Source organism: Bacillus sp. z26, from assembly GCF_058313635.1.
In genome coordinates, this window is the sequence record NZ_JBZFQM010000004.1 from 214,736 (window position 1) to 236,049 (window position 21,314).

18 protein-coding genes are annotated in these 21,314 nt (G+C 36.2%); 5 read left to right on the plus strand and 13 right to left on the minus strand.

Going from position 1 to position 21,314, the window contains the following annotated elements; translation table 11 throughout:
* Positions 1-135 precede the first annotated feature (135 nt).
* The 5 genes from AC4G3K_RS14190 to AC4G3K_RS14210 all read right to left on the minus strand — a co-directional run bounded on the left by AC4G3K_RS14190 (position 136) and on the right by AC4G3K_RS14210 (position 9,096).
* Complete coding sequence (locus AC4G3K_RS14190) at positions 136-2,607, minus strand: helicase-related protein (RefSeq protein ID WP_491133729.1); 2,472 nt, start codon at positions 2,605-2,607, stop codon at positions 136-138.
* 443 nt (positions 2,608-3,050) lie between these two features.
* Positions 3,051-4,019: an alpha/beta hydrolase fold domain-containing protein gene (locus AC4G3K_RS14195; RefSeq protein ID WP_491133730.1), complete on the minus strand. Its 969-nt coding sequence runs from the start codon at positions 4,017-4,019 to the stop codon at positions 3,051-3,053.
* Positions 4,020-4,297: 278 nt separating this feature from the next.
* On the minus strand, positions 4,298-6,106 hold the full coding sequence (locus AC4G3K_RS14200) for an ABC transporter substrate-binding protein (protein WP_491133731.1): 1,809 nt from the start codon (positions 6,104-6,106) through the stop codon (positions 4,298-4,300).
* A gap of 51 nt (positions 6,107-6,157) precedes the next feature.
* Entirely contained in the window at positions 6,158-7,633 is a 1,476-nt protein-coding gene (locus tag AC4G3K_RS14205; protein WP_491133732.1) for an ABC transporter permease, read from the minus strand.
* A gap of 14 nt (positions 7,634-7,647) precedes the next feature.
* On the minus strand, positions 7,648-9,096 hold the full coding sequence (locus AC4G3K_RS14210) for an ABC transporter permease (protein ID WP_491133733.1): 1,449 nt from the start codon (positions 9,094-9,096) through the stop codon (positions 7,648-7,650).
* Positions 9,097-9,296: 200 nt separating this feature from the next.
* Here AC4G3K_RS14210 and AC4G3K_RS14215 point away from each other — a divergent pair, with 200 nt between their 5' ends.
* The gene (locus tag AC4G3K_RS14215; RefSeq protein ID WP_491133734.1) at positions 9,297-11,024 is read left to right on the plus strand and encodes an ABC transporter ATP-binding protein; all 1,728 of its coding nucleotides are present in this window, start codon (positions 9,297-9,299) and stop codon (positions 11,022-11,024) included.
* Between the two features lie 266 nt (positions 11,025-11,290).
* The gene (locus tag AC4G3K_RS14220; RefSeq protein WP_491133735.1) at positions 11,291-11,743 is read left to right on the plus strand and encodes a hypothetical protein; all 453 of its coding nucleotides are present in this window, start codon (positions 11,291-11,293) and stop codon (positions 11,741-11,743) included.
* 973 nt (positions 11,744-12,716) lie between these two features.
* Here AC4G3K_RS14220 and AC4G3K_RS14225 read toward each other — a convergent pair.
* The gene (locus AC4G3K_RS14225) at positions 12,717-13,067 is read right to left on the minus strand and encodes a hypothetical protein (protein WP_491133736.1); all 351 of its coding nucleotides are present in this window, start codon (positions 13,065-13,067) and stop codon (positions 12,717-12,719) included.
* 321 nt (positions 13,068-13,388) lie between these two features.
* On the opposite strand from AC4G3K_RS14225, the gene AC4G3K_RS14230 reads away from it, so the two are divergent.
* Both AC4G3K_RS14230 and AC4G3K_RS14235 read left to right on the plus strand, forming a co-directional pair.
* Positions 13,389-13,568 (plus strand): hypothetical protein, encoded by a 180-nt coding sequence (locus AC4G3K_RS14230; RefSeq protein WP_491133737.1) that lies wholly within the window; start codon positions 13,389-13,391, stop codon positions 13,566-13,568.
* A 736-nt stretch (positions 13,569-14,304) separates the two neighbouring features.
* On the plus strand, positions 14,305-14,859 hold the full coding sequence (locus AC4G3K_RS14235) for a CPBP family intramembrane glutamic endopeptidase (protein WP_491133738.1): 555 nt from the start codon (positions 14,305-14,307) through the stop codon (positions 14,857-14,859).
* 66 nt (positions 14,860-14,925) lie between these two features.
* On the opposite strand, the gene AC4G3K_RS14240 is transcribed toward AC4G3K_RS14235, so the two are convergent.
* The 7 genes from AC4G3K_RS14240 to AC4G3K_RS14270 all read right to left on the minus strand — a co-directional run bounded on the left by AC4G3K_RS14240 (position 14,926) and on the right by AC4G3K_RS14270 (position 20,367).
* Complete coding sequence (locus AC4G3K_RS14240; protein WP_491133739.1) at positions 14,926-15,807, minus strand: NAD-dependent epimerase/dehydratase family protein; 882 nt, start codon at positions 15,805-15,807, stop codon at positions 14,926-14,928.
* A gap of 187 nt (positions 15,808-15,994) precedes the next feature.
* A complete protein-coding gene (locus tag AC4G3K_RS14245; RefSeq protein WP_491074996.1) occupies positions 15,995-16,849 on the minus strand; it encodes a DUF2785 domain-containing protein in 855 nt (284 codons plus the stop codon).
* 182 nt (positions 16,850-17,031) lie between these two features.
* The gene (locus AC4G3K_RS14250; protein ID WP_491133740.1) at positions 17,032-17,583 is read right to left on the minus strand and encodes a ribonuclease FAU-1 family protein; all 552 of its coding nucleotides are present in this window, start codon (positions 17,581-17,583) and stop codon (positions 17,032-17,034) included.
* Between the two features lie 175 nt (positions 17,584-17,758).
* A complete protein-coding gene (locus AC4G3K_RS14255; protein WP_491133741.1) occupies positions 17,759-18,142 on the minus strand; it encodes a DUF3021 family protein in 384 nt (127 codons plus the stop codon).
* Positions 18,143-18,252: 110 nt separating this feature from the next.
* Entirely contained in the window at positions 18,253-18,675 is a 423-nt protein-coding gene (locus AC4G3K_RS14260; RefSeq protein WP_491074993.1) for a hypothetical protein, read from the minus strand.
* An 18-nt stretch (positions 18,676-18,693) separates the two neighbouring features.
* Positions 18,694-19,698 carry a serine hydrolase domain-containing protein gene (locus AC4G3K_RS14265; protein WP_491133742.1) on the minus strand — a complete coding sequence of 335 codons (1,005 nt, stop codon included), beginning with the start codon at positions 19,696-19,698 and terminating at the stop codon, positions 18,694-18,696.
* 168 nt (positions 19,699-19,866) lie between these two features.
* On the minus strand, positions 19,867-20,367 hold the full coding sequence (locus AC4G3K_RS14270) for a GNAT family N-acetyltransferase (protein ID WP_491133743.1): 501 nt from the start codon (positions 20,365-20,367) through the stop codon (positions 19,867-19,869).
* 629 nt (positions 20,368-20,996) lie between these two features.
* Here AC4G3K_RS14270 and AC4G3K_RS14275 point away from each other — a divergent pair.
* Positions 20,997-21,161 (plus strand): hypothetical protein, encoded by a 165-nt coding sequence (locus tag AC4G3K_RS14275; protein WP_491133744.1) that lies wholly within the window; start codon positions 20,997-20,999, stop codon positions 21,159-21,161.
* Positions 21,162-21,314: the final 153 nt, after the last annotated feature.

The following is a 21,314-nucleotide window of genomic DNA, read 5'->3' on the forward strand; positions in this document are numbered from 1 at the left end:
CTCTCTATTAATCTATGTTTAATAAGTTTCATCTATTCTTGTTATTGATAAATATCTTTTTCACAACCTCTAGTTTACATAATATAATTATGGTATACAAAAAACTTGCAACGGTTAATTGCAAGTTCAACTCTCCTATATATCCCGCCCTTTATAATAGTACCTGGATTGTTTACTTTCTTCATAACAGGATTGGCAAATAGCAAATCGATAATTCCAGCTTAACGGCTTATGGCATAATCGACACTTTGTTTGATATTTTTTAACCCCTTTTCTTAACTTATTATGTGCATCTGAACTGATTTCTTCTCTTACTCGCTCCCAATAGACCGTTTCACTTCTTCTATCTAATTTATACAAAAACAATAAATGCAATCCTACTGATTTATAAGACAATTCAAGTTCATCCAAGGAATCTTTCTTTATTAAAGGCTCTCTCAATTCTCTTCGATCCACAATGGCTTTCATATTATACAGCCATTGATTAACCAGGCTCTCCTCATTCGCTGAAAAAGGTAAATGAAGAAAACCGTATAAATCAGTTATGGACATTCGTCCTTCTATTTGTTCATGGCGAATTAAATGATATAATGCTTTTTCCTGAGTAAGCGGTGCTTTTGTTGTGCCAGCAGGATTTTTAAACTCATCCCATAATTCAAAGAATTGTTCAAAGTTGGAATGATATCGTTTAAACCGCTCAAATACCCCTTGTGTAGGTGCTATTGTAAATGTACTGATGGGTCGATCCTCACCATTTAACAACCTCTTCATTAAACCAATTTGATCAGTAAACGCCACTCTTCCTTCATTATATATACCTTTACGGCCGGCACGGCCGGCTAACTGCTTTACTTCCTGAGAGGTCAATAAACGTCTTCTCGTGCCATCAAATTTATCATTTTCTAAAAAAACGACCCGCCTAATCGGTAGATTAAGCCCCATCCCGATTGCATCTGTTGATACAATCACTCGCGTTTCCCTGTTAATAAACCTCTGAATTTGTTTAGCTCTTGTCTCAGGAGGCATACTTCCATAGATTACACTTACTTTATGGCCGTTTCTCTCCAGCTTTGAAGCAGTTTGAAGCACTTTATTTCGAGAAAATACAATCAAAGCATCCCCTGCCTTGGCATGTTCGATCCTAAAAGGTTTTTTCTCCACAATCAGCGGTATATCTCGTTTATATTCATGAATTTCAATATCATTTCCCTGAAGAAGATTCAAAATCATCCTTTTCGAGTTGTGACTACCTATGATGTGAACCTCCCGAGCTCGTGCTTTATTAATAGCTCTAAACCATGAAAATCCTCGATCTTTATCTGCTATCATTTGTGCTTCGTCAATTACCATGACGTCGAATTCATCTTTTTCTGTAAACATTTCAATTGTACAGGAATAATGTGTGGCATTTGCAATATCCTTTTCTTCCTCACCTGTCTTTAATGCACAAGCTATTCCATCGTTTCTGAGTGTTTCATACACTTCAAGTGCCAATAACCTTAAAGGTGCCAGGTATATACCAGACGCAGCTTGCCTTAATCTATTTAGTGCCTGAAAGGTCTTACCGGTATTTGTTTCTCCAATATGCAGAATATATTTTGTGTTACTATAAACAGTTGTCTTGTATTCAACACCAAAGATATCATCCAATTTCTTTTGTTTTATTTCTTCCTGTTTCCTAATCTCTTCTAATTTCTGTTCTCTTTTTTCAATTCTCTCTTTGTGCTGAGTATGGTATAACGGCATTTGTATATCAAATTCATCCGGGTGGGCTCGAACATCTATAAGGTCCTCAATCAATTCCTGCTCTATTTCACTTTCATATTCCCATTGAAATTCACTAATATTTCCCCCAATCAATTGCCTGATCAACTTATGATTAATCGACCCTTTAAACATATTCTCATATTGGTTTATGATCTGATCCGGCAATTCTGAAAATATAAATGGGTAAATGTTTTCGTAAACAAAGGTATCGATTAGATTTTGATAAATATATTCATCAAAAACAGAATCATCTTGGTATACATCATATCCCCAATATAAAAGATCGTTGAGCGTTTCAAATTTAGCTTGATTGAAACCCTTCACATTTGCTATATCCTTTTGTAATTGATTTGCTACTTTGTATCTGAGCTTTAAATAAAAATAAAGCTTGTTACTGCTCAAAATACTTAATGCCGCTTCTTTTATAACTGTATTCTCATAATTTCCTTTTAATCTTTTCAGCTTGACTGTTTCGAACAATTCATCCCATAGTTCATCTGTTTCTTTAAAGTAATCACGAATCCAGCTCTTCATATCAAAAGACCGTAAACCGTCCAGTTCTTGTTCAACCATTTTGTTAATTGTCTTTTTGGAGGCTCCTTCAGTTGATATGCCTCGCTGCTTTAAAAAATCATTTTTTTCATTTCTGTTCATACGCTGAAGTGTTCTACTCTTCCACGCTAAATTCCAGATCTGATTCAAATAAGATTCTCTGCTATCTATATAATCCCTTAAGGAAGGTTTCTCTACACTCTCTTCCATGAATAAATAAATATCATGCATAATATCATTTTTAGCTTTTTCCACTGCTTCTTTATACCCTCTATTTAATATCTCCATTGTCTGGTTCTCCTTCAGCTGCCTAATATTAACCTATGTTGTTAATCTATATGATACTTACCTAATATATACGAAAATCCACCATTATATAAACATCACACACCGTATTTACATAATACTTTTATTGACTACTAGAGGCAAATGCTTAATCTCTAAAACAAAATAGACTAGACTAAGCATGATGTTTTTCTAAGTTGTCTCACTTTAGATGGACTAAAACCGTAAAAGCAAACATCAATGATGATCTATTATAGTCTAGTAACCTTAATGACAGGACTGCCAAATTTATCGATTCACCAACAAGCAGTGATTCCATATGATCACATACCTTGGTCGAAAATATCCAAACCTCATATGCAAAAAAAAGACCATCTGTCCCAATGAAATCTGGATAAATGGTCTTTCGTCGTGTGTATTGAAAAGGTGTTTTTATTTCAGGTTTACTATTCTATTTTTAAAGCACGGAGTAGTGCATTAAGATTGTTCTCACTTTCACGCTTGCTATGATAGGCTTCTGGTACACCAACTGCTAAGTGGTGATAGCCAGGATAGACATGTAATTCTGTTGGTACACCTTCACGAATTAAGCGCTTTGAAAAATCTAATGTTTCTTCTGTAAATAATTCTATTGCTCCTACACATAAATATGTGCTTGGTAATCCGACTAACGATTCGGCACGAGCAGGCGAATAGTATGGAGAAATGCCTTCAGAGCCTGGTTCTTGATTTAATACAGATTTCCAGCCGAAATAGTTACTTTCATTTGTCCAAGCAAATTCACCATTATATGGAGTAGTCTCCTTCAATGCAGTCCTGTCGTCTAACATAGGAATTAACAGTCTTAGGTGATGGATATCAAATTCCTTTTGATCTCTAATATAAAGCGCTAAGCCACCAGCAAGTCCAGCTCCGGCACTAACACCTGACAATGCGATTTTATCTGTATCAATATTTAAATCTACTGCATTGTCGATGCACCATTTCATACCAGAGTAACAGTCGTGCAGCTGTGCAGGTTGAGCGTGCTCAGGAGCTAATCGATAGTCCACTGATACACCGATAAAATTATAATTATGCGCTAAAAACGCATGAAATTCATTGTCCATTTCAGGGCTACCAATGACCATACCACCTCCATGAATAGAGTAAAGTAACGGATGCTTTTCGGCAGTTGTATTTTTAGGTTTGATGACAATTAGTCTTACTTTTGATTCATCAAATAGATTATCCACATATATTTCCTCTAGCTCAACGTCATACTTTTCCGTAATATCACTATTGCTTGTCGTAGCCATTTGCTCACGAATCATCAAATACGATTCCTGTGACATACTCATGCTGCCCATTTCGTCCAAAATGCCTCTTACCTCTGGATCAATTAAATGTTCACTACGCTTTTTTTCTGCTTGCATAATTTCCTCCTTGTTTGATATTTCCCATTTTCTTAAATCTTCATGATTTTCAGTGTAAAATTGACTGTCTGAATTCGATTTTGGCGTGTCATAAAAAGTACGTTCCTTTTAGTAAATAGCCTAAGTTTACTCCTCTCCTTTCTCCTCTTGCTTGAGTTATATATTTCTATATAATCTAGTAAAGCTCCTGCTTCGCTAAATTGCACCTTCCTATCATAGGAAGTTCAACATAAAGGATCAAAAAAAAGAATCCACCCGGGATTCTTTTTGGTTTCCATTTACTTCTCAGAGAAATATGCTTCCAAAGCTTCTTGCACTTTTTCAGTATCAGCGGTCAATTCATTGCCAGTATCAACAAGCGGGCTGACAGTTGAAACAGCCTTTGCCTTATCGCCTTTATAGAATTGAATGAACTCATCCTGGTTAACGGAATACAGAACCGCTTTCCTTAAGTTCTCACTTTTTGCAACATCTCGATTTTTCGTGTTGAATAACAAGTAAGAAACAGCATTGCTCTGAGTGCTTTGTAATTTCATCTTGCTGTCTTCTTTAAGAATATCAAACTTTGTTTCCGGTACACCGGATAGCATATCGATTTCACCGCTGCGTAGTGCACTAAATGCGCTATCAGGTTCTTTGATGAATCGGACGGACACCTTGTTGATATATGGTTCTTGATTTGTCCCTTTCATATATGCAGGATTCTTTTGGAATACTGCTTCATAGTCATTTTTATATAGCATGATATACGGTCCGCTCGTATATAAATGGTTATCATATTGACTACCTTCAGTTACCGTATTTTGATCTCCATAAGGAATATCTTTCTTGACGTCGAAAGAAGCTACATCATAAGTGTTGATGCTTTCAACTTGTTTCTTTGATACGATACCTGCTGATTGGTGAGCCAGGTAGTTCAGCACTTGTGGGAATGGCTCTGTTGTTGTCACTTTAACGACTTGATACTTGCCGCTTTTTTGATCGGCATCCTCTTTAGCTTTGACTAGTTCTGCTATTTCACTGTCCAGATTTACATTAAGCGCATCCTTTACAGTGCCTTCCCCATTGGAAAGTTTAACTGAATCAAGGCTTGCCACGTCTTCAACGATTTCAACTTTTTTGATATGCTCATGCAAGCTGTATGTTCTGTGATCCGGCACAGAATCTTTATCTTTAGCACGGTTCAAGGTGAATATAACATCCTCTGCCCCAACTCTTTCACCTGAATCAACTGCCTTTTTATTTTCAACTTTTGCAAAACTTATGTCATTTCTGAGGACAAAATAATATTCTTTATTCCCTTTTGCAATGGCATGATTCAGTGATAAGGATGCGTCCGAGGTGATTTTATCATCGTCCGTCAAATTTACCAAACGTACATACATATTCGTATTCAATTGGTTGATAGAACCATCATTACCTTTGATCGGATCGAGAGATGTCAACGTAGACATCGATTGTGTCAATTTCAAAGGCTCCTTTTCACGCTTGGATGCATCGGTGTAATCAATCGAATCCCACGCCAACGCCCGCGACTTAGACAAACGTACGGATTCTTCCTTTAATACTCCTGTATTGACTGCCTGATTTTTGTTGGATATATATAAAGGTGCGATATAGGCCTTTTCAAACACAAGATGATCTTCCAACTTTTTATAGGTTTCTTTATATTCTTCTGGCGTTTGGGTAGATGCTTGATTGATCAATTTGTCCAACTTCGAATCTGATAGGATACTATAATCCCCTCCTGTTATGAACAGCGATCGCACCGCATAATCCGGATTTCCCGTGACCGTGGTCCAACTGGACATCGATACATCGAAATTGCCTGCATCTTCCTGTGCTTTAAAGCTGCCAAAATCCGGTTGAAGATTCAATTTGACCTTAAATCCATTTTTCGTAAGTTGATCGCGAAGGATATTCACATCTGACTCATTGGCGCTCGTACTCAATATTTCGATTTCGACTGCTTCCTTCTTTTCACCATCATTTACTTTATTACTTACATCATCTTTAGTTTTGACGGTGCAAGCACTGAGAACCAATACGAACAAAAGCAATAACGTCATAAATCCATTTTTCCTCAAAATAATCCCCCCAAAATAATTCTTTATTGATAAACTTCTTTCTCCCCACAATCATGATGATCGATCAAGCTTAGGGTCAAGCGCATCCCTCAAGCCGTCCCCAAGGAAATTGAAAGATAATACTAGCAAAACGATTGCCACTCCCGGAAAGATAGCAAGGTAAGGATTTGATTCCAAGTAGGCACTTCCAATCCGTAAAATATTTCCCCACTCTGGTATATGCGGTTCAACCCCAAGTCCGAGATAACTTAAGCTGCTGGTTGAAATGACAGCCGCCCCGATGGTCAAAGTGGACTTAACAATCATAGGCGCCATGGAGTTAGGGATAATATGCTTGAAGATAATAGCACGATCCTTTACCCCAAGAGCCCTAGAAGCTTCCACGAATTCATAATTTGACACCTGCAGCACATTGGCTCTCATCGTTCTTGCATATGTGGGTATGGCTCCAACGCTCAAGGCAATAATCAGATTGACGGTATTCGCCCCGAAGGCAGCGATAATGGTGATGGCAAGCAAAATTCCTGGAATGGCGTATAGAATATCGAGAAGCCTCATGATGATATTATCCGTATGTCTGCCATAGTAGCCTGAGACTGCTCCAAGGAATCCTCCAATCAGTACAGGAATAAGGGTCGCTAAGAAACCTACAATGAGTGATATTCTTGCACCGAATATAAGCCTCGAGAAAACATCCCTACCGAAATTATCCGTACCGAACGGATAAACAAGACTTGGAGACTGTAAGATTGCCCCATAGTCATTTTCAATCGCAAGACTCTTTTCGAATGTAAAAATACTGCACACAGAAATCATGAACAGAAAGATAATGAAAAACAAACTTAGCATCGCTGAGAAATGCTTCGACAATCTTTCCCATATCGATTCCCACTGTGTCTTGACACCGTATCGCTGATTCTTGGCCTTCAGCAATATTGTAATCCCAAGCACCAATGAAAATAGATTCCCGGTAAGAGCGCTCAAGAGAAAAAAAATAGCGATAGCGGTAGATGTCTTCTTGTTCAAGCTCCCTCTCATGAGAAACAAAACAGCCACGAATTGGAATAGCGTAATTGCAATCAGGACGCCCATTCCTGCTATAAAGCTATTCGACACATATGGTTTGAACAAATTCAAGGCAGAAACACCGATCACAAAACAATCCGTTAACAACATATAAATTCCAAGAGAGTAATAGAGATTTTTCTTATTTTTAATCAAAACCAATGCGGATGCTGCCAAGAAGACATTCCCGCTGAATAAACTCGCCAGTTGTATAAACCCCAACCTTCTGGTAAAGGTCGAAATATTCCCTTTTTCCAGTAAGTCCTTTTTCATTCGCCATAGCAAAATGCCCTGTAAGCCAGTGAAGAAAGCATAAAGCCCGAACATCCATAAAAAGAACTCCCTACTATCCATGCTTTTGAAATCATATACATTAAGCAGAAAAATGGCTGTTAGAATTAATGATGCATTTAAGGCGAACTTTGCCTGTCTATATTCCTGTGAAGCTTTTAAACTATTCATTTCATACACCTGCTTTAGTATTGTTTCATCTTATGCCGAATTCGAGGGTCAAAGAATGCATACAGAATATCAATAATCATATTAACGACTGAAATGATGATGGCCGTATAGATAACAGCTCCCATCACAGCCGGCACATCCGGTATAAATTGTTTATCGACAATATAGCTACCAAGTCCGCTAATATTGAACACTTTTTCCGTGACAGCGGCCCCACCGAGCATTCCACCGAATTGCAGCCCTATCACTGTGATGATTGGGATGAGTGCATTTGGCACAGCATGCCTCATAACCACCCTTCTTCCGCTAAGTCCTTTGGCTCTGGCTGTCAACATATAATCTTCATGAATAACTTCTAGTGTCGATGACCTTGTCATCCTGGCGACTGCAGCTGTCAGCCCTGTCCCAAGTACTACGACTGGCATGATCAATGACAGCATGTTATTTGCATGATACGTTGCTGGCAGCCACTCCAAATGGACCGAGAAGCCCAAAATGAAGATCAGTCCTTGCCAGAAACTCGGAATCGATAAGCCAAGTAAGGCGATTAACATGAAAGAATGGTCAAAGATCGAGTTCCTTCTGATAGCCGAAATAATTCCTGTTGGTAATGCAACCACCACCGCAAGTAATAAAGAAAAGACGGCAATCGTCAAGGTAATCGGAAACTTACGCATAATAGTAGATATGACATTCTCATTTCCGGCGAACGAACTGCCAAGATCAAATGTGAAAATACCGATGATTGTGTCCCATAACTGAGTGAAATAGGGCTGATCCAGTCCATGTAAGGTATTGAACGCGGCAATCTGCTCTTTCGTTGCTGTTTCCCCCAAGATGTTAGCGGCAGGATTGAACGGTGAAATATACAGGATTGTGAATACAAGCACACTTACACCAACAACGACAAAAATTGTCATGATTAAACGCTCCATCACGTATTTCACATATGGATTACTGTACAGAAACAACAATATGTACATTAAAAAACCGCCAATGAACGAAAAGAGCAAGAACCATTTTTTTTCGAGCAATATAGAAAAAGCATCTTCGAATTGCATCTTCCCTTTCCCCGTTTCATTGTGGACCGGTTCCATCATTAACTCGGTAATATAAGCATCTAATTGATGCATGGCAAGCTGTGTTGCTTCTCTCTCAATTTCTTCATCGCCTACTTGTTTGCCAAAGAAATCTTGCTTTCTTGTTAACTGATCCTTATAGTCCTTCTTAAAGGCATCAAGATGTCCAGATTCGATGAGTGAATTCTTCAGCTCTGCTTCCGCTTTTGCATACCCATCCTTGTTCCTTTTGAACAGATAATACAGCATGACAATCAAAAAGAGCGGAGCCCCTAATATCAAAAGGAAGATTTTATATGAGGGGTTCTTCATCATTTTTCTGAATAGATAATCAACTCTCTGTACAAAAGAGCGATTCCCCTTCCACTTCCGCTCATTAACCAATGATATTCCCCCTATCATCCTCTCAGCGTTGCGCTGAATACATATAATCATTTGTATAAACATAAGACTCAAGAATAATTGCACTTTTCCGAGTGGTATAGTATATTTTATTTTAACAATTGGTAAAAGTCAACAATATAAGGAAATATATACAAAAGGTCAATTTTGGACCAATATGATGATTTGGCAGGTGTCTTTTGATGAATTCATTATTGCAAGTGCAGCATTTATCAGTATCTTTTGAACAGGAAGAACAGGAAATTCAAGCTGTGCAAAATATCAGCTTTTCGCTTAATAAAGGAGAAACATTAGGGATTGTCGGAGAATCTGGAAGTGGCAAAAGCGTCACCGCACGTTCAATCATGCAATTGTTACCTGTGAGCGCCAGACGTAAGAACGGAACAGTCCTCTTTAATGGGAAAGACATCGGATACTACTCCGAGAAAGAGATGGAGGCCATCCGGGGACGCGAGATCGGAATGATCTTTCAGGATCCGATGACCTCTTTGAATCCGACCATGAAAATCGGGAATCAGATTGCAGAAGGGTTAAAAAAGCATGAAAAACTATCGGATAAGCAAGCGAGGGAGCAGGCGCTCGATATGTTAGAATTGGTCGGCATCAGGGAAAGCGAAATTCGCTACGAACAATATCCGCATGAATTTTCCGGCGGGATGAGGCAGCGTGTGATGATTGCCATCGCATTGGCATGCCGACCGTCTTTGCTGATTGCAGATGAACCGACGACAGCACTGGATGTCACAATTCAAGCGCAAATACTTCATCTTATGAAGAAGATGCAAGAGAAATTCGGAACAGCAATCATCTTAATCACACATGACTTGGGGGTAGTGGCCGGAATGTGCGACCGAGTTGCCGTCATGCGAAAAGGAGTGATTGTCGAGACCGGTACGACAGAGGAAATCTTCTCCTCCCCCTCTCACCCGTATACTAAGAAGTTACTTCATGCACTTCCGAAACTAAATGAAAAAAAGAAACCGAAACCAGTATCACATCTGATCATAAATACCGACGATACCCCGTTGTTGGAAGTACGTCACCTTAAGCAATATTTCGATATTGGTAAAGGAAAAACGATAAAAGCAGTTGATGATATCTCCTTCAGCATCAAAGCCGGGGAAACATTAGGAGTAGTTGGCGAATCAGGAAGCGGTAAATCTACAGCTGGACGCTCAATCCTTCAATTACATACCCCAACCGGAGGAGATATCCTTTTCAAAGGAATGTCGCTCAACAGCTTTTCCCCTAAAGAAATGCTCATTATGCGCCGGCATATGCAAATGATCTTCCAAGATCCTTATGCTTCTCTCAATCCAAGGATGCGGATATTGGATATTATTGGAGAGGCATTGGATGTCCATCGAATCGCCAATAGTAGACCAGACCGCAAAAAACGGGTTGAAGCATTGCTTGATATGGTTGGGCTCGAGCCTTCATTCGCAATGAGGTATCCGCATGAATTCTCCGGGGGCCAAAGACAACGAATCGGTATCGCCAGGGCAATCGCCGTCGACCCTGCCTTCATCGTGTGCGACGAACCATTATCCGCCCTTGATGTGTCTATTCAGGCACAAATTGTCAAACTGATGGAAGATTTGCAACAGCGACTCGGACTCACCTACCTGTTCATTGCCCATGATCTATCTATGGTCAAACATATTAGCGACCGGGTCGCCGTTATGTATAAAGGTAGAATAGTAGAGTTGGCCGAAAGCGAAGCGTTGTATTCTAATCCTCAGCATGAATACACGAAATCTTTACTGGCCTCAATCCCTATCCCAGATCCTAAGATTGAGGCACAAAAAAGGAAAGATGGATCCATCCAACCAGAGAGAAAAGAGTATGATGTAGAGAACACCAAATTGGTGGAAGTTTCAGCCGGTCATTGGGTAGCCATTCATCCTTGATCACGTTAGCTTGAAAATTAAAGAAGCATTCAGAATCCTGAATGCTTCTTTCCATTGCATCTTTTTTTATTTTTCGTTATCACAAAATGCTCAATGTATATACTAGGTCTTATTAAGAAAGAAGAACGAAAGCAAATTTTTGCTTTTGCTAGTCAATAGAATCAAAATTGTATATATCCATTTCAGCAACAAATGCCCACACCCTTAATCAAATCAAATAATATACTGCCATTAGCCTATAAAACTATAATTAGGAGTGTATTTTAATGGAATATTATTATCGGCAAATTCCTGGAATTCATAATTTACCGTTTCCTACTTTAGGAGGTCCTATGGGTGGTGGTTTTCAAGGTAATCCTATTTCAGTATGGCCGGGAACCTCAATAGGATGGCCGAATAGCAATACAGGAATACCAGGAACAGGCGGACCAACCACTGGGGGCACACCCCCACCTTCACAGGCTACGATTAATATGTATCAATATCTTCTACAAAACCCGTCAGAAGGCCAGCAGCTTCTAACATCAGGTACTTGGGCCGGTACAACTTTTGGAGTGGGCTGTGATAGACGCTGGACCATTATGCTCTTAAACAATGGTCGATATGTATTGATGTGGGTTTTAACAGCAAGTGCGTTTGGTAATACGACAGGAATCATTTTCCCGTCTTTTACTTTTGCCTCTTTCCCTACATCTAATATAGTAGCTTATAGTTGCTAATTATTAATTACCTGGATATACGGAAATAGCACGAATCTCATACTCTGATGCAAAAAGTCAACTATCTGTCCACCGATATAACTGGTAAGTCACAAGCGGTGGATGGGTATTTTATTTGGAGCATCCCTACGAAATATGCAGATAGATAATCAATAAAGGCATCCAGGATTGCTATTGGTCATACTTCTAATTGCTATCATTTATTCTTTTCTTTTGGCTTTTATCGTAAAGATTGTTGCTAATGCCGTAAAAAAGAGCTAGCTTTTGGGGTGCGGCATCTTTTCGCTGTCTCCATTATTCAACTAAAGTCCCCAATAATTTAAGTACAACTCTTCACAAAATTCTATTTCTGTTAAAAAGACAAAGCTTTTAACTTGATCTAAGTTAATGGAAAAGTAATGATTCCAATTACAAGTCCTACAATTATAGATAGAATAAGATTATTGATATTTTTAATTCTCTAACTCAATCCCTTACTAATAAATTACTGTTTCTATGAACAATTTATAAATAAAGAAAGTAGACTTGCTTCCAATTGAGGAGCCAATCGTAAATTTAGTGATTATCAAAAAGAAGGCTCTCGAGACTTTCTCGACAGCCTTTTAGCGATGACCATGATTTCATTGGTTGCTTGTTTGTTTTTCTTTACTCCCACCAATGCTTCTTTTCACTTAACCCAACGTCCTATAGTTTAGCGATGATACTTATGTCCTCCTTGCAAATGACTCTATATTTTTTATTGAGTTATGTTAGTAGCATGCCAACTTTCAATCTTCAACTTTATAAAACGGATATTTGATTTTAAAGAATTCCTTATATGTCATTGGTTTATAATAACTAATTCTGTAATGTAATCATTGATATAAAAAGAACTGTTCAAAGCTCTTGTTATTGAAATCCCCTCAAATAACAAACTACTTCTCCCAGTTCTGATTCTTAACAATCGCCTAGTGAATCCCTTTAAGATTCATAATTATTTATTCAATGAATGATATTCTAGCCATTTGTCTATTTCGCTTTTCAAAAAACGTTTTTCATCCGAAATAGTCAGATATGGAATATATTCATAGGTATCAAAAGCTTCCCCTTCAATAGATGCTTTCTCTAAATCATCTTCATCAATGATTTTTTCTATGTCTTTTGTGCTTACAGATAAATATTCCGCTAGATCATCAATAGTAAATACACTTTTCACCATTGGTACATATTCTTCATTACTTGTAGTAGCAACAGATGAAGAAGCAGAGATTAAAAAAGCCCCAACTACTATACTTGCCGCTATCAAAATTCCACCTATAATACCAGGTATATTTTTGTGTCCCATTTTTTTCACTCCCACTTAAAGTTAAAATCTCCCTAAGACTCTCTATTACTGTTCTCTACTAATTATAGGAAATCCTTCATCCACTAACCTGCACCTTGAGCAGCATAACAAAAAAGAGCTGATCAGAGCCCTTGATACTGGAGTAATGCTCCCGTTTATTTAAGTGCATTTGTTCACAAACGTATGATATTATACAGGTAAATAGATAGAAAAATCTAAATTTTCACTTGTAAACTGGGTGCGAGTTCAAGCTATTAATCAGGATGGACTGCACTTGCAAGTTTGCCCTACTATGGCTATTTTACAAAGGAGGAAGAAAAAATGGCATTCCACGAATTAGAACCAGGTGATGAGGAATTCCTCGAAAAATGTCCAGTATGTGATGAAGGCTATATGGTGCCGACCATAGGACACTGGTACCAATGCAGCAATTGCGGTGTCGAAGCAGAAGAAAGCGATTATGGGGTTCTTATGTTTGACAAAAGTGTAGATTTCAACTAAAAAGTTGGTAGAAACAACCAAATTCCAGTTTATCGGTGAGCTTAATTTGAAAGTACAAAAGACACTTCGGTGTCTTTTTTTATATCATCGCCATTTTTCCCAGTCGCAACTAATTATTATTTCCACCACTACACTGCCCCGTTTGTCCAATATGAACCCCCAACAAAAAAGCATTAATTTCTTTCATATAACACACTTAATAATTCATTACGCATAAATAAAATAACACACACAAAATATGCATGACCCCAAGAAAAGTAGTATGATAAATAGCTTTATTAAATACCAAGGTAATAAATTAATTATATATAATAATATCTCCCCTAAAATTTCTGAAGAACCTATATCAAAATTTTCATTTTGATAAAATTCTTTATTTTTAAATGAAAAAAATATTAAACCTAGAAATGAAAAAACAGCAAAAATATACATAAAAATAGTCATGTTGACTCCTCTTTATTTCCCTTTTTTTAACATTATTTTATAATATCTTATTCAACTAAACTGCCCCTTTACTCCCATAAGAAAATACAACACAAAAAGGCATTAATACTCCTTGGATCAATGCCTTTGTATGTATCAGAAAAATTTTTTATATAGCTCGCGTCGTAGTGTACCACTTAAAATACGTGAATTTTAGTCACTCCGCTCTTCTCATGTCCCTTGATAGAGGATTTACAATCATCTGTATAGAATTATTAATTCATATCAATATCTTAAACAGGAGGATTTCATATTGGAGATTCAAGAAATTAGTTTAACGTGGAGAACTATTGTATTTATCTTAGCGGTGATTTTATTATTTATCTACCCAAAAACTCGAGCTTTTTATATTAAATTGTTGGATTTTGCCGTATTAAAAAGATTAAATACATACTTAGTTATTGTATTGGCTTTATTATTCATTTTTATTTCAAATTTATTTATTTTCAATAGAAGCTTATCCGCAACATATAATCTTCTCACTAGTTCATATTCAAGAACAATAATGTTAGATACTTATGAGCTGGTTCTATTTTTAATCAGTATGACTATTTTGATGCCCATCTTTGAAGAGTTGTTATTTAGAGCTCCCCTCTCACTTTGGGTAAATAAACTTCCTGGTTACCTCATTACCTTATTAATTTCTTCTGTTTTATTTGGTTTTGCCCATCCCGAATACCCTCTATTTGGTTTTATATTAGGTATAGCATTCGGCTTAGTATTCAGACTTACAAATTCTTTAATTCCTGCTATCCTAACGCATATCTTATGGAATTTATTTTCTATATTCTATTTCAATTATATTTAAATTACTATGAATGTAATGACATACAGATGTTTTAATTAATAAAATCTCCTAGCATAAGCACAATGTTTATAATTTACTAATTGCTAAATTACTGAGATTGATGATTGTTTCTTCAAAAGTTCTGATTGGCTTGTAACCTAATGACCTGATTTTTTCATTCGAGTAGATGGCACATTCCGCTTGACGATTGGGAATTTGATATTCTTTTCCTAACACTCTTATCAACTTTAACCTAAAATTTTGTTCTGGAAAATTCCCATCAATTGCATTATATACGTCTCCAGATTTTCCATTAGAACAAACCAAATGTATCATTTCTGCTAAGTTATCTCCGTGAATCCAAGGTACAATGTCGTTAGGGTGCACCCAATTGACTTTTTCAGCATCTAACATCCTTATGATTTGTCTGTCTCCCCAATAAGAGTTTTCTTCTGCACAAATCGCACCTGGTCTAAGGATTATTACATTGAGCCCCCTGTCCTTGTATTTATTTAGTATCCTTTCAGATTGAACCTTCGTTTTGATGTAGATCTCATCGTGATTATCTACGATTGTGCTGGCCTCATCATAAAATCCCTCTTTAGGTTCACCATAAACGGACAAGGTTGAAATGTGAATAAACTTCTTTATCCCTAACTCTAATGAAATGCTTGCAATGTTTTCAACTCCAATAACATTTGAGTTTACAGCTTCCTCATTGTCATCTCCCAAATAGGCTGCACAATGTATCACTATATCAACATCTATTAATGCTTTATAAAGGGAGCTTCTATTTATCAAATCACCTTGAACGATTTGTACCTCTAATCCTGGAATTGAATTTACGTTGCTTTCGTTTCTTGTCAACCCTTTTATTGCCGTACCTTCAAATAAAAACTTTCTCGCTACCCGACCTCCTAATGTCCCAGTTACCCCTGTAATTAAAATTTTAGCATCTAAATTCCCCAAACAAGTCACTCCCTTATCTCTTACAGACACAAAACTGTATTCCATTTCATTTCTTTGTATTCATTATTCGTCTACGATATGTTCTAATCCTTCTTCCGCTAACCTGCCCCGTTTCTACAATAAGAAATCAACACAAACAGGCATTAATCCTTCTTTGATTAATGCGCCTGATGGCTTCTTAAATGGCTCAACAGATTCTCGCTAGGCTCTGCTCAACCTTTTTCTGAAGTGATAGTAGTTTAGGATTACCGTTAATTTTAATGTAAAAACTTTTTAAAAATGTTTTAATATTGAATACTAAGAACCAATACTTTTCATTCTCAATCTGTTCTTTTTGGGTATTCAATTCACTAGGTAAGTGTTTGAGTAATTGTTCTATTTCTTTTCCATTCAATCCTCTTTCTAGCATTGCAAGAATGGGAATTAATAATCTTTCATCCTCATCGTGAACATAGACACTACTGGATATAAGAACTTTTCTCCACAATACTCTTAATATTTCTGGATAATATTCTCTATCTAGCTTTGGATTCTTCACCAGCTCTTCAAAAGTATCAGCTACGTGTGCGATGCTATGTGCCCACCCCTTACCTTTCACATATCCTCTTAAATCCTCTTCAAGGTCAATGTACTTAATTAGCTTTTCTTTAATGTTATCAATAGAATCTTTGGACAAAAAATTTGCTTGATTATCCCTGTGCAGTATCAATGCTATTAAAAGGGTAGTAAACGCTCTTGTGAATACAGTATCGGATTCCTTTTCACCGATTCCTTTAAACATTAATTCATTTATACAAGTATCTAAAAGTTTAATTAAAAGTGCAGTTTCAATTTGATTGTTCTCAACAATTAATCTATAAAAGAAGGTATAGATCAACTGATCTCGGAGTTCACTATCTGTTGAACCAATATGCTGTAACATTGATTGTAATATCAAAGTCATATCTAACTCTTCCCAGTGACATCTTTCATATTTAATCTCAGTTAAAATAGACTTTAGTTCACTTTCACCATAAGAAACTTTCCCAAAGGATAAATTCATACATTTAAATCCCCTTTCCCCACGTACTGTGTGTACCTGAAGCTAAAGTGACTTTATATTTCATACTAAAAGCCCCTCTACAAGTGGTATCAAGACACGCTTCTTTATACACAACATTATCTTTTAGAAACATCCCATTTTGAACATCTATAATCAGCAGTGCTTTTTCATTATTCTCCTCATTATCGTTTCCTTTTTAATTCATTGACTAAGAATTCTTTATGAAGATGAGATAAATCAAGCAATTCAAGGCTTCTAGTATTAATTAACTCAGTTAGAGTATGTACTTCATCCCACGCCGACTCGTAAAGAGACCTGTCAATAATTCCATTTAAAAGAGCCTCTTCAAGTTCGTCAGCATCTTTTTGAATTACTTCTCCAGAAGGCAACAAAATGATATCTAAATATAAATCATCCCAATAGGGGATATCATTTTCTACACCATTTTCAAGGCAAACATCAATATACCATTGCACTATATTTCCGTTATTATCGAACATTGTTGTTACTGAATGCATTTTTTCTAAGGGGAATTGTTGAAGCCACATATAGCCATCATCAACAATACATATATTCTGTTCCTCATATCGAAAGGATAATGGTTCAGCAACTTTCATTAGTTGCAATAAAGTTATATAGCCCTTAAATTCTTTGGTATTAAGAAACGCTTGTGCATATTTTTTATCCAAGACACGTTTCCATCTTGAACGATTTGCATATTTTCTCTTTATCATTTCCATCCTCAATCCAACAGAAAATCACCTGTTTATTACTTTTAGTCTAAAGTAAATTACTATAATAAGGCGGTTCTAATTCCGCAAACCCTGCCCCATTACTTCCATAAGAGGTTCAACACAAAAGGGATTAATCCTTATTAGATCAATGCCCACTGTCAGTCGTATACCTCCATCATATTGATGTGCTATTGTTAGCTTTTTTACGTGAATAAAAATATGAAGTCAAAAATAAAATAATACCCACTTTATTAAATAGGAGATACACATCAAGTACATCTTCAAATGAATCTAACGGATAAAAACCACTTAATAGCAACGTTGGAAAAACAGTAATCAGCATCGCCATATAATGAGCAAAAATTTGCTTTAAAAAACTCCATTGTTCAATTTGATATATGACGCTTGTCAACCCAAGGAAAAAGGCTATAAGGCCATAAAAAAAATAAACACTCGAATCATCTGATTGCCCTTGCAACTTATACGACAGTGAAATCATTAGTAAGATACTAAATGAGATAAACCCCCTATATAATCCCTTTAAAAGTAATTGCAACATAAAATCCCCCTTTCTTGGTATTTCCTGTTATTAATTATATACGATAGATACTTGTTTGAAGTTTCAGAAAATTTATTATTCTGCTAACCTGCTCCTTTAGTGAAATAAGGCTATTTTTCTAAAATAAGATAGTCTTTAGTTTTGGAATATGAAATGCCATTTTTATTAGCAAAATCAATTAAGTCTTTAAATACGCCACTGGGAGAAAAATTTACAATTCGAATGTTGAATCCTTTTTTAACGTGTATAATAGCACCTTTGGTATACCAATTTACTCGTTTGAATTTAATCTGTTTTGTTTGATTAGGGTATATACTTGTTTTATATAAAGGCAAGTTAAAAAACAATATTTGATACTCCAAATAGTCTTCATTTATCTCAAGTATAAATTTTATAAATAATGAACCAAGAATGACTAAAGAAAATATTATTTGAAAGTATAATAACCAATTGGAATAGTCATTTATTGAAACTGCAATTAATAGCAGGAAATACCCTAATGTTTTTCTTTGAGTCCTAGCGATATAAATCAACTAACTCCCTCCTTTTCCTTACTTTCGAAAAGTATCAGCAACTATATTACTAAATTCTCTGAGGTAGTAAAGGTAGTCATCTCCGCCATAGTTATATCGTTTGTTATACATCTTTGTAACGACCACTCTGTATTCAGGAATGCTAAGGACAGTTGGACCTGTTACCCCTAATATTTGATAGGATCCTTCTGGAACCCTATCACCAAGCTCACTATGGGCAGCTGGAATTCCTTGTACATACCAAAACAAACCATTTTGAGGAAGTTTATGATCTTTGTAAAAAGGGCTTTGTACTTGTGTGGCAATTTCAATCACTTCGCTTGGAACAATTTGTTTCCCCTGTGCAAACCCTTTGTTTAAATGAAGATTCCCCCATTGTGCAAACTCCCGAGCAGAAGTATGTAAGTTTGACTCCATTCCATCAGCATAATTCCCCAGATTGAATGAACCTTCCGAATCTGGATCATCAATTTGTTTAACTAATGATTCATTTTCTTTCGTTTGCCAGGCTGTTTCCTTAAAACCCAAAGGTAAAAATACCCTTTCTTCTAAGAGGTCTGAAAAGCTCATATTAAATAGACGATTTACCAGCCTCGTCATCATTAACACATTTATTCCTCTATAAGCCCAACCTTGACCTGGTTCAAACTCTCGAAAAATAGTACCATCCTCTTTTTCGTGTAACCCGTGTGAGTGAGTGACTAAATGCCGTATTGTTGTTTTTCCTAGCAATTGTTTATCCATTTCTCTGAAATAATCTATTGCGTAGTCATCAAGGCTTTTGATTTTCCCTTCATAAAGGGCATATGCAACTACTAGACCAAGGTAGCTCTTTCTTGCAGAAGCTACGTTAAATTGAGAAGCTGGGGAGATTGGAGCTGATTCAGGTGAATTAGAATGATAACCATCATAGTGTTCCAATATAACTTCATTATCTTTTAGAATATATAATGAGGATGCACTACTTCCGTTTTTTTTCTTTATTTCATCTACCCAAGTAATTAAGTTCTCAAGTTTCACCAAATAAATCATCTCCTTGATCTTCCGCATTTGTATGAAAACCTTATTTACTATTCTCTACTGATTGTTAGTAATCCTTCTTCCGCTAACCTGCCCTTTTCGCAGCACAAAAAAAGAGCTAATCACAGCCCTTGATAACGAAGTAAAGCCCCCGTCATTTCAGTACTAAAATTAAAATATTTTAGACATAAAATACTCGTTATAAAATTCATCATCGATTAGCAATGATTTCCTTTTTATACCTTCTATCACAAATCCACTTTTCTTGTATAAAGAAATACCTGCCTCATTTTGAGTAACAACTGTTAATTCTAATCTTGATATATTAGAGTTTCTTGCCCACTCTTCTAATCTTTGAAATAAACTTGTTCCTATACCGCGTGCTCTATATTTTTCTAAAATACCAACCACAAGATATGCAGAGTGCTTTGTTCTCTTAACGCTACCGCCTAAGGCTATCAAATAGCCAACAAGTTCTCCCTCTTCTTGTTCTGCAACAAATATTTTTGAATTACTTTGCTGCTTGATGCGTTCTAATTGTTTACGTTGTTGTTTAGGAGTGGTTTTTCTTTCTCCTCCTTCCATAAGCATAAACTTAGCTTCAGATTCAACTTGTTTAATTAGACATATAAATTTTTCGGCATCCACGGGTTGTATCTCTCTAATTAACATTATGAAATCCCCCCAATAAACAATATCCAAAATTATAAATATGTTTGCTACACTAACTTGAACCTTTAGCAGAATAATAGAAAAGAGCTGATTACAGCTCATGATATAGGAGTAATTCCCCTGTTTGTTTAATTACAATTTTTCACAAATGGTTCCCTAAGATATATTTACGAGCTAAATTAAGCATCTTCTCTTGTATCTCCTCGTTATTCTTTTCTTCATCCGATTAAATAATAATCCTAATTCTTTAGTACACCATCATTATTTATTTTCGAAACTTTTAACCAATCTAATGAACCAATACAAGATTATCCAAGGGAGAATAAATTTCGTAGCCCATTCTACATAATAGCTCAAGGACCATATGTTGATACCGAAAAATGAGAGTAATGCAAAAAGAGCAAATAATATAATACCAATAATTAAATTTTTCATTATAACTCTCCCTCTTTTTTATGGTTATGGGAATATATTCGGGATAATTAATACAAAAACCTTCTTCAACTAACCTGCCCCTTTACTTCCATAAGAAATTCAACACAAAAAGGCTAATCCTTATTAGGTAATAACTGTTATAAAAGTTAAATATGGTAATATATATTTAGGAATGTAATTTGGAGGGGTAATTTATGGGAGCTTTGACTATTGTGGGAATTATACCTATTCTGATAAATTTAGGATTACTCGTTTTTGCTATTTATGTTGCAATTAATATCTTAAAGTTAATGAAACAGAAAAATGTTTATCTAAAGGAAATTCGTGATGTAATCAGGAAAAATAAGAGTACCGATTAGCTTCCGTATTTTCCCACTACCAATTTTGATATTAGAAGATTAAATACCGTCAATGGCGGTATTTTTTTCTTTGCGAAGTAACTCAAAGTGTTTATAGATATTTTATTCGATTTTGACAAGTTGAAATAAGCAATCTGTTCCATATGTTTAAAC